The sequence below is a fragment of the Achromobacter sp. HZ34 genome, assembly GCF_002209485.1.
Classification (GTDB): Bacteria; Pseudomonadota; Gammaproteobacteria; order Burkholderiales; family Burkholderiaceae_B; genus Bordetella_C.
Window position 1 is genome coordinate 810,694 of record NZ_NJIX01000001.1, and the last position, 16,320, is coordinate 827,013.

At 66.3% G+C, this 16,320-nt stretch carries 13 protein-coding genes; 7 read left to right on the top strand and 6 right to left on the bottom strand.

The features are described from left to right. Positions 1–160 precede the first annotated feature (160 nt). From CEY05_RS03415 to CEY05_RS03440, 6 genes are all read left to right on the top strand, one after another. On the top strand, positions 161–1,126 hold the full coding sequence (locus CEY05_RS03415; protein WP_088595967.1) for a LysR family transcriptional regulator: 966 nt from the start codon (positions 161–163) through the stop codon (positions 1,124–1,126). A gap of 79 nt (positions 1,127–1,205) precedes the next feature. Beyond that, positions 1,206–1,910, top strand: coding sequence for a GntR family transcriptional regulator (locus CEY05_RS03420; protein WP_088595968.1), 705 nt, complete (start codon positions 1,206–1,208; stop codon positions 1,908–1,910). Positions 1,911–1,952: 42 nt separating this feature from the next. Continuing rightward, positions 1,953–2,876: an NAD(P)-dependent oxidoreductase gene (locus CEY05_RS03425; RefSeq protein WP_088595969.1), complete on the top strand. Its 924-nt coding sequence runs from the start codon at positions 1,953–1,955 to the stop codon at positions 2,874–2,876. After that, the gene (locus CEY05_RS03430) at positions 2,873–3,226 is read left to right on the top strand and encodes a RidA family protein (protein WP_088595970.1); all 354 of its coding nucleotides are present in this window, start codon (positions 2,873–2,875) and stop codon (positions 3,224–3,226) included. The genes CEY05_RS03425 and CEY05_RS03430 overlap by 4 nt, the downstream gene beginning before the upstream one ends. Positions 3,227–3,295: 69 nt before the next feature. Then, positions 3,296–4,306, top strand: a complete 1,011-nt coding sequence (locus CEY05_RS03435; RefSeq protein ID WP_233161331.1) for a tripartite tricarboxylate transporter substrate binding protein — start codon at positions 3,296–3,298, stop codon at positions 4,304–4,306. A gap of 249 nt (positions 4,307–4,555) precedes the next feature. After that, entirely contained in the window at positions 4,556–5,512 is a 957-nt protein-coding gene (locus CEY05_RS03440; RefSeq protein WP_143220268.1) for a hypothetical protein, read from the top strand. Positions 5,513–5,630: 118 nt separating this feature from the next. Here CEY05_RS03440 and CEY05_RS03445 read toward each other — a convergent pair whose 3' ends face one another. Next, the gene (locus CEY05_RS03445) at positions 5,631–6,590 is read right to left on the bottom strand and encodes a bile acid:sodium symporter family protein (protein ID WP_088595972.1); all 960 of its coding nucleotides are present in this window, start codon (positions 6,588–6,590) and stop codon (positions 5,631–5,633) included. Between the two features lie 308 nt (positions 6,591–6,898). Next, positions 6,899–8,374: an MFS transporter gene (locus CEY05_RS03450; protein WP_088595973.1), complete on the bottom strand. Its 1,476-nt coding sequence runs from the start codon at positions 8,372–8,374 to the stop codon at positions 6,899–6,901. Between the two features lie 333 nt (positions 8,375–8,707). Between CEY05_RS03450 and CEY05_RS03455 the strand changes: the two genes are divergently transcribed. Then, on the top strand, positions 8,708–9,934 hold the full coding sequence (locus CEY05_RS03455; RefSeq protein WP_088595974.1) for an acetate/propionate family kinase: 1,227 nt from the start codon (positions 8,708–8,710) through the stop codon (positions 9,932–9,934). Between the two features lie 25 nt (positions 9,935–9,959). On the opposite strand, the gene CEY05_RS03460 is transcribed toward CEY05_RS03455, so the two are convergent. From CEY05_RS03460 to CEY05_RS03475, 4 genes are all read right to left on the bottom strand, one after another. Then, positions 9,960–11,468, bottom strand: a complete 1,509-nt coding sequence (locus tag CEY05_RS03460) for a chloride channel protein (RefSeq protein ID WP_088596217.1) — start codon at positions 11,466–11,468, stop codon at positions 9,960–9,962. Positions 11,469–11,735: 267 nt separating this feature from the next. After that, positions 11,736–12,791 (bottom strand): serine hydrolase, encoded by a 1,056-nt coding sequence (locus CEY05_RS03465; protein WP_088595975.1) that lies wholly within the window; start codon positions 12,789–12,791, stop codon positions 11,736–11,738. 122 nt (positions 12,792–12,913) lie between these two features. Then, positions 12,914–14,065 carry an acyl-CoA dehydrogenase family protein gene (locus CEY05_RS03470; protein ID WP_088595976.1) on the bottom strand — a complete coding sequence of 384 codons (1,152 nt, stop codon included), beginning with the start codon at positions 14,063–14,065 and terminating at the stop codon, positions 12,914–12,916. A gap of 40 nt (positions 14,066–14,105) precedes the next feature. Continuing rightward, positions 14,106–16,301: an acetate--CoA ligase family protein gene (locus CEY05_RS03475; protein ID WP_088595977.1), complete on the bottom strand. Its 2,196-nt coding sequence runs from the start codon at positions 16,299–16,301 to the stop codon at positions 14,106–14,108. Between the last annotated feature and the right edge of the window lie 19 nt (positions 16,302–16,320).

The window sequence follows — 16,320 nt, forward strand, 5'->3', positions numbered from 1 at the left end:
CGCCCTGGCGGCCATGCGGCCGGGCTCGATGTCCGTGGGAGCCATCTCTGGGGATGCGCTGCCCTGTTTGTGCGACCCGTGAAGTCTAGGCAAGGCGCCCAAGCTTGATAAGTCAGTAAAGTGTGATATTAATGTTCGATATTTTGAACAATAGGCCCCCATGAGCGCCGACACCATCGCCCCCCACGTCGCCGACATCTACCTGCTGACCGTTGTCAGCCAGACCCGTAGCTTTACCCAGGCCGCGCGCAGGCTGGGCATCTCCAAGGCCTCGGTCAGCGGCCGCATCCATGACCTGGAACGCAGCCTGGGCCTGCCGCTGGTGCGGCGCACCACCCGATCCGTCTCCATGACCGAGGCCGGCCAATTATTGGTGAGCGGCGCGCAGAATGCCTTCGGGGCGCTGTACGACAGCGTCAACGCCGCCCGCCAGACCATGGACCAGCCGCGCGGCCTGGTGCGCGTCAGCGCGCCCGTGGCGTTCGGCCGCCAGCACCTGGCGCCGCTGGTCACGCCCTTCCTGCAGGCCTATCCCGAAGTCACCCTGGAACTGGATCTGGCGGACCGCTTCGTCAACCTGGAAAACGAGGGCTTCGACCTGGCCGTGCGCCATGCCGACAACGTGCCGGAATCGTATGTCGCCTGGCCGCTGCTGCACACCGAAGCCGGCCTGCTGGCCAGCCCCGATTACGTCGCCCGCCATGGCGCACCCGCGCATCCCCGGGCGCTGGCCGAGCATGTCTGCCTGCATTACCTGCGCCCGGGCGCCGCCGACATGTGGTCCTTCGTGCCTCGGGCGGGCGAGCCTGCGCGCATCGACATTCCCATTCGCGGCCGCTTCCGCGCCAATAACAGCGAGGCCCTGCGCGATGCCGTGCGGGGGGGATTGGGCATCGGCCTGCTGCCGGACTTCAGCGCCCTGGCGGATACCGCGGACCTGGTGCCCATCCTGCCCGATTGGCGCGTCATCGGTTTCTTCGGCCAGACCATCTATGCGCTGCGGCCCTGGTCGGCCACCGTGCCGCCGGCGGTGCGCTGCCTGGTGGATTTCCTCAAGGAGCGCCTGCCCGCGCAGGTCCAGGCTGGCACCGGCGCCATCCCCCTACCTAGGGATATCCCCGAATAAAAAAAACAGCCGGCCAATCGCCTAACCATAGATAATACGAAACTGTATACACATCTATGCGCACTTACCGAGAACCGCCATGGACTCTCCCGCCAACACGCCTGCCCAGGTCTATGCCCGCATCAAGGCCATGGCGACGACCTTCCGCTTGCGGCCGGGGGAGCGTGTCAACGAGGTGGAACTGGCCAAGCGCCTGGGCGTCAGCCGCACGCCGGTGCGCGAGGCGTTGAACCGTATCGCGGCCGAAGGTTTCCTGGTGTCCACGCCCAATCGCGGCTATTCCGCGCGGCCGCTGGACGTGCGCCAGATTCTCGACCTGTACGAATACCGCGCGACCGTGGAACTGGGCGTCGTGCGCCTGGTGTGCCAGCGCGCCACCGACGAACAACTGCGTGAGCTGGCCGACTTCATCGAGCAGAATCGCGACACGCCGGAAACCGACGAACAGGCCCTGCACCTGCTGGAACGCGACGAGGCCTTCCACGAGCGGCTGGCCGCGCTGGCCGGCAACGAAGAATTCCTGCGCTCGGTGCGCTCGATCAACGAACGCATCCGCTTCGCGCGCTGGCTGGACCTGAAGTCGCGCCGCGCCGACACCCGCAACGATCACCCCGACATCGTGCGCGCCCTGCAGGCGCGCGACCTGGTTCGGGTCGAAGCGCTGATGACCGCGCACATCACGCAGTACCAGGACCACGTCATTGCCCTGACCCGCGCCGGTTACGCGGAGATCTACATGGGCAATGCCCTCGCCGATTTTGCCGAAGCGCGGCTGCAAGCCTGACGCTTCATTCGAGACCAGCACCCAACTTACCTAGGGAGTTCCATGAAAGCCTGCTTCATCGATGCCAATCCGACGCTCAGCGCCGTGGCCGAACGCCTGCACCAGCCCGGCGACATGCCGCTGACCATCAACCGGCAACCCGACATCACGCCCGATCAGATCCCCGCCGTGCTGGGCGATGCCGAGATCATGATCGTCGATCACACCCACTTCCCCATAGACATCGCGCGCCAGTGCAAGGCACTCAAGCACGTGGTCTTCCTGGGCACCGGTCCGCGTTCGTACATGAACCCGGAAGAACTGGCGGAAATCGGCATCACCGTGCACATCATCAAGGGTTATGGCGACACCGCCGTGGCCGAGTGCGCCTTCGCGCTGATGTGGACCGCCGCCAAGGGCTTTGCCCGCATGGACCGCGGCATGCGCGCCGGCAACTGGCTGCGTTCGGACGGTGTGCAGCTGACCGGCAAGACGCTGGGCCTGGTGGGCTATGGCGGCATCGCCGCTGAAATGGCGCGCCTGGCGCGCGGCGCCGGCATGAAGGTGATCGCCTGGAACCGCACCCCGCGCCAGGCTGAAGGCATCGAATTCCTGCCGCTGGAAGACGTGCTGGCGCAAAGCCACGTGGTGTCCATGCACCTGCTGCTGACCGATGAAACGCGCGGCATCATCTCGCGCGAACGCATCGCCGGCATGCGCGACGGCGCCATCCTGATCAACACCGCGCGTGGCGCCCTGGTCGATGAAGACGCCATGATCGAAGCCCTGCAATCGGGCAAGCTGCTGCACGCCGGCCTGGACGTGTACGTCACCGAACCCATGCCGGCCGGCCATCCGCTGACCAAGATCGAGAACGTCACGCTGTCGGCGCACTCCGCCTTCCGCACCCCCGAAGCCAGCGACAACCTGATCCAGGCCGCTCTCAACCACGCCCGCCGCGAATCCGGCAAGGGAGTCCAGCAGTGAGCCAGAACATCATCCGTCTCGATCAGAACGCACGCCGTTCGCGCGCCGTCATCCATAACGGCACCGTCTACCTGGCCGGCCACACCGCCGACGACCGCAGCCTGGACATCGCCGGCCAGACCCGCCAGACCCTGGCCAAGATCGACGAAATGCTGGCCGCGGCCGGCACCGACAAGTCCAAGGCTTTGATGGTCACCATCTGGTTGTCCAGCATGAAGGACTTCGCGGGCATGAACGAGGTGTACGACGCCTGGGTCGTGCCCGGCCAACAGCCCGCTCGCTGCTGCGGCCAGGTCGAAATGGCCGCGCCCGACATCCGTGTCGAGATCATGGTGACGGCGGCCCTGTAATTTTCATGGTGCGCGCCCGCGAGGGTGCGCACTGCTCCACCAGCGCAACACATAGAAGGGGAAAAATTCATGCTGCGCTCGAAATTCATGCTGCGTTCGTTAACCGCTACTACCTTGACTCTGGCCGCCGTCGCCTCGACGGGCGCCCGTGCCGAAGACCCGGCCAAGTGGCCCACCCATCCCATCACCATCGTGGGTGGCTTCCCGGGCGGCGCCGGCACCGATCTGTACGCCCGCAAACTGGGCGAAGCCCTGGGCAAGGAACTGGGCGTTGCCATCATCGCCGACAACCGTACCGGCGCGGGCGGCAACGTCGCGTCCGACCTGGTCGCGCGGGCCGCGCCCGACGGCTACACCTTCCTGCTGGGCACGGCCGGCACGCATGCCATCAACGCCGCGCTGTACAAGAAGCTGAATTTCGACGTGGAGAAAGACTTCACGCACATCGCGCTGCTGGGTGACGTTCCCAACGTGCTGCTGATCAATCCCAAGAAGCACCCGGATATCAAGACCTGCGGCGACCTGATCGCGCTGGCCAAGTCCAAGCCGGCCGTGCTGAATTACGCGTCCACCGGCAATGGCGCATCGGGCCACCTGGCTGGCGCGCAATTCGCCAGCGGCGCCGATGTGAAGGTCACGCACGTGCCGTATCGCGGCCAGGGTCCGGCCATGACCGCCCTGCTCTCGGGTGAAGTCGATTTCTTCTTCAACCAGAGCGCGCCGTCCGTTCCCGCCGTCAAGTCGGGCCAGGTCGTGGCCCTGGGCGTGACCACCGCGCAGCGTATCAAGGCCTTGCCCGATGTGCCGACGATTGCCGAGGCGTGCAACATCAAGGGTTACGAAAGCAGCACCTGGTACGGCCTGTTCGGCCCGGCCAAGCTGCCGCCGGAAATCCAGAAGCGCATGAGCGAAGCGGTGATCAAGATCATCAGCACGCCGGACTTCAAGGCATGGCTGACCGATCTGCAAGGCATCCAGCCGCCGGCCGACCCCAGCATCGCCGCCTTCGAGCGCATCCACAAGGCCGACATCAAGCGTTGGGCCGACGTGGTGAAGATGTCCGGCGCGACCGTGGATTGATCGTTCTGCATCACCGGGCGTCATCATCATCCAGGATGGTGGCGCCCTCCCGGTCCGTCGCGTCGTATTGGGCCGCCACCGCCACAGCGTCGTCCGGCCGCGCCGCCAGCGAAATAGCGAAAATTCCGATTTACAGGATCCACGAATAATCTGGTGTCGGTCCGGCACGGGTTTCCCTAACTTGTTCATGCACCGCCATCGCATCGTTCCGATGCGCTGGCCTGCATGCATACGGGAGACCTGACGAACATGACTACCTCGCCACCGCCACTTCTGCGGCAGGGACTGTTTTCATCTGTCGACAAGCGGCGCCTGATCATAGGATCGATCATCGCCGCGGTATTGGCGTTGAGCGTTCACACCGTAATGATCGATGTCTTAGGCGCCCCCTACCCCAGCGAGCCGATAGACAGCCCGATCCCCGGCGCGCTCAATCACGCGCTATTGGCGATGGGTGCCTTGTGGCTGGCGCGCTGCCTGGGTACCCGTCTGCCGGACAGCACGGCGACACAGCGGGCCGGCATTTTGTTCCTGTTGTTGAGCAGCCTGAACGAGACCTTGCGCGGCTGGTTCATGAACGCCTGGTGCTATGCGTCGCCGGCGGGACATTGGCTAGCGACGGCGCTGGGCGCGCTACCTGCAACCTTGCCTTATCTGGTGATCGCGGCGGGAGCGACCCTGATGAACGAGCGTTTTACAAGCTCCCGGGCAAGTCCTGACACGCCGCGCCAGGGGCCGATTGCGGATCCCCGGGGGACGGCCGCCCCGCGGCGATGGCTGGGCGCGGCGGCTCTGGGGGTGTTTGCGGGGGTCGTCGCGCCACCGCTGGCGGCGTGGATGCAGGACGGCATCATGAACGCCCTGCCGTTATGGCAGCCGGAGAATCCGTGGTGCCGCACTCCGTTTGGACCGAAAGTGCTGGTCCCCGCCTATGCCACCTTCGTGGAGCCGGCGCTGGCGTGCGTGTTTTGCGTCGCGCTGGCCTGGCCCGCGCTGCCGCGGCGAACGTCGTACCGCGTGCTGGCCTTCACGCTGCTGGTGCTGGCATTGAAGCAGCAGTTGCTGATGCCTTTCCTGTACGTCGTCTACACGGACATTCCACCGCTGACCGCCTTGGCCAGCATGGGGCAATTCACCCTGGAGGCAGCAGCGCTGGGCTTGTTCATGGCGCTGGCCTGGCGCCATGCTGCTGGAGGGCGGCGATAATTTCCGCGCTGCCTGCGGCCGGCGCCATGCCGCCAGGTGACCGCGATGAGCGCGTTGCTGCTCGCGGCGGGCGGGCAGGCAGGCGATGAGTTTATCACCTGAACCCGCTTGCCGCGGCTTACTTGGCCGTGGCGGACGTGGCAACGCCATCGGCGGCGGCGTTCTTCTTCTTCGGGCTGCGGCCGGCCCAATAGCCGGCCAGCAAGGAGCCCGACAAGTTGTGCCATACCGAGAACAAGGCGCCAGGCAAGGCGGCCAGAGGCGTGAAGTACAGCTTGCCCAGGGTCGCGGCCAGGCCGGAGTTCTGCATGCCCACTTCCATCGCCAGCGTGCGGCAGATGGATTCGTCGAAACCAAGCAGGCGTCCACCCCAATAGCCGCCCAGCAGGCCCAGGCCGTTATGCAGGACCACGCCCAGCGCCACCACCAGGCCCACCGAAGCGATGCTTTGCTGCGTGCCGCCGACCACCGCGGCGATGATCAGCAGGATCGCCACCATGGACACCAGCGGCAGGAGCGGTTCGATACGGCGCACGAAACCGGTGAACAGATGATGGATCACCAGGCCGACGACGATGGGCACGGCCACGATCTGCACGATGCTGATCAACATGCCGTGCACGTCAACGGCGATCGACGCATCGACATACAGGCGCGTCAGCAAAGGCGTCGCGAAAATCCCCACGACGGTGGACAGCGCGCTGATCGTCACCGACAGCGCCACGTCGCCCTTGGCCAGGTAGATCATCACATTGGATGACGTGCCGCTGGCGACGCTGCCTACCAGCACCATGCCGGTGGTCAGGTCCGGCGGCATGTGCAGAACCTTGGCAATCACCCAGGCGGCCAGCGGCATGACCAGATAGTGCAGCACGATGCCCGCCACCACCGGCGCGGGACGCGTGAACACGCGCTTGAAGTCGCTTAGCGACAAGGTCACGCCCATCGCCAGCATGATGATGGTCAACAGCGTGGTGACGTAGGGCGCGATGCCCGACACGGAGGTCGGCGAGAAATAGGCCAGCAGCGAAGCCAGCACGGCCCAGACGGGAAACAATCGAGTGATAGGGGCAAGCACGGTGTGTATCCTGGATGCGCTCGCGCGGCGTGAAGCAATGCGGCCGCGCGGTCTCTTTGATGTTTATAGGAAGATGGCCGGATCCGCGTGGGAAAGTGGCCAGGTCCGCGCCGCGCCTGCATCCTTGTGGGTTGCCGCGCCCGCGGTTGCTCGGGCGGGCCGTATTGTATGCGCGTGGGCGACGCGCGTTTGCGCAGGGGCGAAATGCTTACGAAACCCTTAAAAAAAGGGCCTGTGGCGAGTCGGCCGCCGCGCCGGGCACGCGCCCCTGCGCGATGCGGCTTTCAGATTCCGATCCTTGATATTTTCTATTGGCTGCTCTGGCACACGGGCACCGCGGCGCTCAACAACATGCGCCGCCGTGACCGATGGCGCATGTGCTGCACCAGCGCGAGCAGCGCCAGGGCAGCCATCACGCCGAACTCGGCTTGCAGCACGCCCACCGACGCCGGCAGATAGTTACCCAGACTCGTCCCCCCACCCGCCTGCAGTCCATGGGTCAGCACCGCGCCATACACGGCGGGCCCCAGGCCAAAGGCCGCCTGCTGCACCGTCGACAACGTCGCGCTGCCCGCGCCCGCCTGGGCATGCGGTACTTCCGACAGGCCGATGCGGTAGAAGCAGGCCACGATGAAGGCCTGGCCAAAGCCGATCGGCAGCGACGCGGGAATCAGGTTCAGCACCGACGGTTCAGGCCACACGTGGCGCAGGGTCAGGATCATCATCACCAGGCCGGCCATCTGCACCAGGCAGCCGAACATCAGGACGGTGGTCTTTTCGAAACGGGCCACGGCGCGGCTGGTCAGCAAGGAACCCAGGAAATAAGCCACGCCCAGCGCGATGAACGCATTGCCCGAGTTCAGCGGCGACAGATGCGCGCCGGCCTGCAAGGTCAGCGCCATGGCGAACATGAAACCGCCCCAGCTGGAGAAAAACAGGATCGCGATACCCAGGCCGAACCGCACGCTGGACAGGCGCAACAGGCTGGGCGGCAGCAAGGGAAACCCGCCGACCGCTTCCTGGCGCCGCTCCACGCGCCACAAGGCGTACAGCAGCGGCGGCACCGCGCCCAGCGCCACGGCGCACTGCCAGGGCCAATGCAGCACCGGGCCCAGCGCCATGGGCAGCAGCAGGCACAGGATCACCAAGGCCAGCAGCAAGGTGCCGGGGATATCGATGGATGCCGGGTGCGGCGAGCGCGTCTCCGGCAACAGGCGCGGCGCCAAGGCCGCGACCAGCAAACCGATAGGCAGGTTGACCAGGAACACGTTGCGCCAGCCCAGGCCGCCCGCGCCCAAGGTGATCAGCAGGCCGCCCAGCACCTGCCCTATCACGAAGGCCAGGCCGCCGATGGCACCGTACAGCCCCAGGGCGCGCGAATGCTCGCGTCCCTGCAAGCCGGTGTGGATGGTGGCCAGGATCTGCGGCACGGCCAGCGCTGCCGCCATGCCCTGCAGGATGCGCGCCGCCAGCAATACCCACACCTCATTCGCCAGGCCGCACAGTACCGAGGCCAAGGTAAACAGCAGCACGCCCCAGGTGAAGACGCGGCGCCGGCCATAGTTGTCGCCCAGGCGGCCGCCCATGGCCAGGCAGACCGCGAAGGCCACGCCATAGACCGCCACGATCAGTTCAAGCTCAACCTCGCTGGCGTGCAGGGCATGGGCCATCGCATCCAGGGCGACGTTGACGATGGAGAAGTCGATCATCGGCAGCAACTGGCCGGCGAGCAACAGGTACAGGCCCGCGCGTCCGAGGCGCGGAAGGGAGGCAGCAGCAGTCATGATGTCAGAGTCAGGCAATACATGCCGCGCATCTTACTGCCGGATTGTGCATTGCAGCGAATATGGATGTGCATCGCAAGAAAGCAAAAATGCATCGCCAGTATGGATATCGCTGCATAAAGGCATTCCGGCGTCAGGGTCTTTGGGGGGCCTTGGTGCCGCTGTCGCAAATGGTGGTGCGAAGGTGCTGGCGCCGTGGGACCTGCTGACCTGGGCGCTCCCATGGCCTGCGACGCGCGCTATCATGGACCAGATTCCGCCGCGTAACGGGTCCGGCCGTGGCTCCGCGATGCGAGGGAGATGACCCCATGATTGCCGACGATAGGAAGCGCCATGAACGACTCCGCCCGCGCTGGTGATGACGTATGCCTGCTGGTTCTGAACTGCGGCTCGTCCAGCATCAAATTCGCGCTGTTCGACGGCCGGGCGGATCCGCCGCCGCGGCGCCCGTTCTGGGGCGGACAGGTGACAGGCATAGGCGGATCCAAACCCAGCTATACGGAGGATGGCGGTGCTACCGAACCGGTGCCGCTGCAAGGGGACGAGTCGCCCCATCACGCGGCGCTGGAATACATCCGTGCCCGCACGCGCGCGCGCCTGGCGGGCCGCCAACTGGGCGCCGTCGCGCATCGCGTGGTGCACGGCGGCAGCAAGTACAGCGAACCGGTGCTGGTCGATGCCACCGTGCTGGCGGACCTGAAAAGCTACATCCCATTGGCCCCCCTGCATCAGCCCTTTGCGCTGGAGGCCATGGACGTGCTGTTGAAGGGCTTGCCCGACTGCCCGCAAGTGGCCTGCTTCGATACCGGCTTCCATCACACGCTGCCGTTGGTCGAACGCATGCTGCCCCTGCCCTATTCGGCCTATGAACGCGGTTTGCGCCGCTACGGATTCCATGGGCTGTCCTACGAATACATGGCGGTCGCGCTGTCCGAGCGGCACGGCGAGCGCGCGCGCGGCCGTACGGTCGTCGCCCACCTGGGCAGCGGCGCCAGCCTGTGCGGGATGCATGAACTGCGCAGCGTCGCCACCACGATGGGATTCTCGGCACTCGATGGCCTGATGATGAGTACGCGCTGTGGCGCGCTGGATCCCGGGGCCGTGATCTATCTGATGGAAATGGAGAAGCTGACCCTGGAACAGGTCGGCCAGGTGCTCTATCACGAGTCCGGATTGCTGGGTGTGTCCGGCGTCTCCGGCGATACGCGCGAACTGCTGGAGCGCGAGCAGGAGGCTGGAGAGACTGGCGATCGCATCCGCGCGGCGCTGGCGCTGTACGTGCGCCGCATCGTGCGCGAGATCGGCGCCCTGGCAGCGGTATTGGGCGGCCTCGACATGCTGGTCTTCACCGCGGGCGTCGGCGAGCACAGCGCGCCGATCCGCAGCCGCATCTGCCGCGACCTGGCCTACCTGGGCGTGGCCATCGACGAAGCCGCGAACGAACGCAACGCTCCCGTGATCGCGGGGCCCGGCAGCCGCGTCCTGGTCGGTGTGGAGCCGACCAACGAGGAATGGATCGCCGCGCGCCAGGCGATGACGGTGACGCGCAAGCGAGCCTAGGCGCGCTCCCCCGGCTCCGACGCCATCAGGATCTCCTGTTGGCGGACACGAGATCCGGCGCCGATGCCTGCGCCGTTGGCGGGACCGGCTGGGCTACCGCGGCGGCGGCGCTGGCGGCGCTGGCCGATTGCGGGACCGGCATCGCCACGACCGGATTAGACGCCGCACCAGGGGCGGCGCGCCTGGCGGCCACTTTCGCGCACCAGCGGCTGGCGCAGATCGAACCTGCTACTGACACGACCGCCGGCACCAGCATGTCGTGGTCCATGCGCGTGAACTCGGCCAGCAGGACGATCGCTGTCAGCGGCATGCTCATGGACGACGCCAGGAAGGCCGTGGCGCCGACGATGGCATAGGCGCCCAGGGGCACCGCGCCGAATACGCCTGGCAGTACTTGATTACACACGCCGCCCACGATGAGCGCGAGCATCGCGCCATTGGTCAAGCCCGGCGTCAACAGACCGCCTTCCGCACCGGCGCGCAGGGACGATGCCTCGATCGCCACTTTCAGCACCAGCAGCAAGGCGGCCAGTCCTATGGTGAGATCGCTGTCGAAGGACAGCGATGCCGCGCCCTTGCCATTGCCCAGCAACTGCGGCAGATAGATGGCCAGCAGGCCGATCACGGTGAAGTTGACCAACGACGCCAGCGGTAACCGCCAGCCGCGCGCCGCATGCGCGCGTGCTGTACCTGTCAGCGTCACGAAGCCGTGCGCCGCCACGCCGAACATGGGACCAAGCACCAATGCCCAGATCACCAATGCGGGTGTGACGGCCATGTGCGGGACGACGTACTGCGATTCCGCGCCCAGGCCCCACCATGCCACCCACGCAGCCAGGGCGGAACTGCCCATGGCCATCGCGGCGGCCGGCCAGCTGAAGGCGCCGACCAGCACCTCCAATACGAACACCGCGCCGCCCAGCGGCACGTTGTAGACCGCGGCCAGGCCCGCGCCCGCGCCACAGGCCACGAGCAGGCGGCGATACTCGACCGCGAGACCCGCCCAGCCAGACACATAGCCTGCCAACAGCGCGCCTATCTCGCGCGGCGCCACTTCACGGCCCAGCGGCGACCCCAGACCCACGGTGATGATCTGCAGCAGTGCATGCGCCACCGTGGCGCCGCCAGGCATGGCCGGCGCACCTGGGCCAGCGGCCTGCTTGACGCTGACCAGCTTGCGGCCATGGCGATAGACCGCCCACCAGCCCAGCCCCGCCACCAGGCCGCAGACGGCCAGTACCGCTACCCGCCGCGCGCCGTCGGCCATGCTGGCCCCTTGCAGGAAGCTGGCATGCGCGGTGGCCGCGTCCAGGCCGTAGCCGAATGCCACGTGCTGGACCAGCCGCAGCAGCAAGGCCAGCAGCATGCCGCCAATGCCGGCGGCCACGCCGGTTATCAACGTAGCGAAGATGAGGACGCTGGCGGGAGCGGCGGCGGCTGCTGCCACGGTGCCCGCTTCGGCGCGCGCGGGCGATGTACCTGCCGCCGCCGAGGGCAAGGAAGTGGATGAAGAGGAAGATTTTTCGATTGGCATGATCACGGCGCGCGTACTGGAAATACGCATCGTAGAAACGGCCATCCTGGCCCGTGACTGCCACTAGAACAGGAACGCAACGACTGCGTCAATGCCAGTTTGCCGCCGTGAAGCATCCTGCTTACAAGCCGCTTGCAGAAGCGGCGCAAGCGTCAAGATGATGTTCGCCTGTGCTGACGGCCAGCTTGCAAGACGCCCGGCGGCGTGCGGATTTGCAACGCCGCCGACGGCACGATCAGCTCAAGCCAGCCCCACATCGGCTTCCGCTCAAGCAGCGTCGACCGCCTTCAGGATGCGGCCGAACAGTCCATCCGCATGCTCCGATTGCAGCCAGCGTACGATCACCACCATGCGACGCTCCGGCTCCACCCAGGTGAAGGAGCTGCCCGCGCCGACGCCAAAGAAACTCGATTCCGGCACGCTGGGGAAGACCTTGCCCTGGTGATTCAGCCAGATCAGGTAGCCGTAGTAAGGCGCCAGATCCGTCGGTTGCTGCATGGCCTTGATCCACTCGGCCGACAGCACCTGGCGGCCGTCCTTGGCCTTGCCGCCGTTCAACAGCAACTGGCCGATCAGCGCCTGGTCGTAGCTGCTGATGGACATGCCGCCGCCCCAGTGCGAACCGCCCGGCACCGACGGCATGCGCTTGCCGTCGATGTCCACCCAGGCGTCGTCATAGCCGACCCAGCGCCAGTTCTCGCTGGCCCCGATGGGCCGCGTGATGGCTTCGCGGAACACGTCCGGCAAAGGCTGGCGGAACAGGTGCAGCAAGGCATAGGACAGCTGGTTGATGCGGACGTCGTTGTATTCCCAATAGGTGCCGGGCGCCTGCAAGGGCCGTGCGTCGCCCTTCTTGCCATTGGGCGGCGTGCCGAAGCTGACCGCGCGATAGCGGTCGGCCTGGTCCGGGATGCCGAAGCGCTCGCCTTCCCATTCGCTGGTCTGCGTCAGCAGATGGCGCCAGGTGATGGGCGCATTGTGCTCGCTGTCGAAACCGATACCCTTGAGCCGCTTGACGATGGGTTCATCCACGTCCGGCAACAGGCCGCGGTCATGCGCCACGCCGGCCAGCAGCGCCAGGTACATCTTGGCGACGCTGAAGGTCAGGTCGGCGCGATCGGGTTCGCCCCAGGTGGCCACGGTCTTTCCGTCGACGACCACGACACCGGACACCGGACCGCGGTCATGCAGAGGGCCGTAGGCACGGTTCCAGGGCGGCGGGTCGTTCTGATGCACCCCGAACTTGCCAGTCACGCTGCGGTCCCACAGGGACTCGTGCTCGTTGGCGAACTGTATGGCTTGCTGCATGAGAGTCTGGTCCATCAGGCTACCTTCCTTGTGCTGGCCGACTGGCCAGGAGACGTCGCAATGAGCCAGGATTGTAGGGCAGACACTGCGGCGCGGGCGCGAAAATGGTCAGGGTTTACGCGGATGGAACACGCCCCTCAACGCGGCGGGCGTTGCGGGAAGCTGCGGTCGAAGATGCCTTCGGCGATGCGGTTCTTGAGGATCTCGATGGAGCCGCCGGCGATCATCCAGCCGCGGCAACGGCGCACACAGTACTCCACCAGCGACTCGCGGCTGTAGCCCATGCCGCCCAGCACCTGCAAGGCGTCGTTGGCCACGTCGAAGCCGACCTGGTTGCAGTAGGCCTTGGCGATGGCAGTTTCGGTAGCGGACGGAAACCCCGAGTCGGCATTGGTCGCCGCGCGATACAGCAGCAATTGCGCGGCATCCAGCTTGATGCGCATGTCGGCGAACTTCCACTGCAGGCCCTGGAACTCGCACAGCAGGCGACCGAACTGCTTGCGCTGCAGGGCCCATTCACGCGCTTCCTCGTACGCGTAACGGCCCAGGGCGAGCGAACGCGCGGTGTTGCCGATGCGCTCCACGTTGAAGCCGGCGATCTGCTTCTTGAACCCGCCCTCGCCCAGCACCACCATCTCGTCGGGCACGTAGACGTTGTCGAAAAATATTTCCACCCACTCCTCGTCGGACATGAAGGCGGACCGCTTGCCCAGGCGCACGCCGTCGGCCTTGGTGTCGATCAATACCGAACCGATGCCGCCGGTGCCCGGGCCGAAACGCACATAGGCCAGGATGACGGTCGCGTGCGGGCCATGGGTGGTGAAGATCTTGGTGCCGTTGATACGCCAGCCCTTGCCGTCGCGCGTGGCGGCGGTCTTCAGTTCCGTGACGGCGGAACCCGCGTCGGGTTCGGTCATGCCTACCGCGATCAGTGCGGTACCGGCCAGCAAGGGCTCGAGGAAGCGTGCCTTCTGGTCGGGCGTGCCGTATTCGGCCAGGACGCGGATGGCGCCGAAGTTGCCGGCCTGCACCACGTCCGCGCTGCGCGGGCAGACGGAGGCCACGGTTTCGATGGCGACCACGGCGTCCATCAGGCTGCCGCCTATGCCGCCGTCCTCTTCCTTCATGGTGATACCCAGCAGGCCCTGCGTGGCCATTTTCTGGGCAACGTCCCAAGGATAGGTATTGGCGTGCGCACGCTCGCGGGCGCCGGCCTTGAGTTCGCCTTCGGCGAAGCGGCGCACCGCGCTCTGGAAGTCCTGCTGTTCGGGGGTGAGATTGAAATCCATGGGGTGTGATCCTGATTATTGATGAGCGCGCCGCCTGGCCTCATGCCAGTCGCAGCAAACCATCGACGGCGAGTACGCCGTCTGCACGTACGAACAAGGGATTGATCTCGGCTTCGGCCACCGTTACATCGCCTGGCGCGGCCAGGCGCGAGAACGCGGCGATCGCACGGGCCAGCGCCGCGCAGTCGCCCAAGGGCAATCCGCGAAAACCGCGAACCAGGCGGGTTAGGCGCACTTCCTCGATCATCCGCAAGGCCTCGGCCTCATCGACTGGCGCCAGGCGTAATGCGTAATCGGGCGTGAGTTCAGCGGCGATGCCGCCCGCGCCCAGCAGGATGGTCGGCCCCACCTGCGGGTCACGCCGATACCCGAGGATCAACTCGATCAGCCTGTCCTCCATGGGCTGGACCAGGATGCCCTCGATGCGGGCATCGGGCGCGTATTGCTTGACGCTGGCCAGCATCGCCGCGATGGCCGCACGCAATTGCCCGGCGTTCTCGATGCCCACCCTTACCGCGCCGGCGTCGGTCTTGTGCGCGAGGTCGCGGGAGCAGATCTTGACGACAAGAGGATAAGAAAAACCATGTTGGCTGCCCGCCGGCAACGGCGTCGCGGGTAATGCCGCTACCGGCGTGGAAGGCGACGATGGGACCGGCTTCGGCTCCGATGCGGAGCGCGTCAGTTCCTGCTCCAGAAGAACGAGGTCCTCCTCGATCCGCGCGGGGTCGAGCAGGCGGGTGTTCACCACCGGCACGCCCAGGCCGGCGAACAGCCTGGCGGCTTCGTTTTCGTTCAGCATTCCGTTGCGGGGCAAGGCATCCGGCCAGCGCGTTGGTGCGATCTCGGCAGGCGGCCGGCCCGTACCCTGGAAGAACACGGACAGTGCGTCCGCGCAGGCTTCCGGCGTGCGGAAAGCCGCGATGCCGCCTGCGCGCAGCAGCGCCAGCGATTCGGGGGCTTCGGGGGCCAGGAAGACGGCCAGCGGCTTATCGGAAGACTTGTCGGATTCCAGCAGGGGTTTGACCGCCAGGTCTGGATGGAACTGGGCCGACGACCCCACCACGCTCAGCACCGCGTCGCACCAGTCCGTTTTTAGCAAGGCTTCCAGCAGACCTTTGTATTGCGCGCTGGTGGCCGCCAGCGTCAGATCCATGATGGGCGTTTCACGCAGCTTCAGGCCGAGCCCGGACATCTGCTCGATGAAAGCCGGCGGCGGCGCCACCGCCACCATGCCGTGCAAGCCCAGGTTGTCGACCACCGAGGCGGCGCCACCACCCGTGGTGGTAATGACGGCCACTCTTGCGGGTGCATCGACTGAACGGGACGTGGTGCCGTAGCGCTGGGCCAGAGGCGCTATCTCGAACAACGTCTCCAGCTGCCGTACCCGCAGCACCCCATGCGCTTTCAAGAAAGCATCCACGGCGGCGTCATTGCCGGCCAGCGCGCCGGTGTGGGACTGCGCCAGGGCATCGCCCTGCTCGGAACGTCCCAGCTTATAAGCAACCACCGGCTTCCCGGCCGCCCGCGCGCGTTCCAGCGCACGCGCCAGCGTCGGGGCATCACGCAGGGTTTCCAGGAACAGCAGGATGACCTTGCTGTCGGCATCGTCGACCAGGGCGTCGATCACCTCGCCCACCGTCACATCGCTTTCATTGCCCACCGAGACCGATTTGGCGAACCCAAAGCCCCGGGCGGCGGCGCGCGACAGCAGGGATCCCATCATGGAACCGCTTTGCGACACCATGCTGAGCGACCCGGGCAAAAGCGTATCGGCCTCGAACGCCGCGTTCACCGACAGGATGGCGCCGCTGTGCAGGTTCGCCAGGCCGATGCTGTTCGGTCCCAGCAGGCGCAGCCCCAGGCTGCGCGCCCGTGCCACCAGGGCTTCCTGGCGCGCCATGCCCGCGGGGCCGGTCTCGCCGAAGCCGTCGGAGTAGACGGTCACCACGCGGGCGCCGGCATGGGCGCAACTTTCCAGCAGCGGCGCGATGTCATCGCCGGGGATCATGACGAATACATGATCCACGGGCGTGGGCAGGTCATCCAGCGAAGGATAGGCACGCTCGCCCAGGATTTCGCTGCGGCCGGCATTGATGGGATAGATCGTGCCGGCATAACCGTGCTTGCGCATGAAGCGCAGCGGACGCGCGGTGTTCTTGCGGACATCGCCGGAAGCGCCCACCAGCGCGACGGCGCGCGGCGCCAGCAAGGCGTCGGCGAAGGAGGTTTCGGACATAAGGATTCGCAGGTCGTTG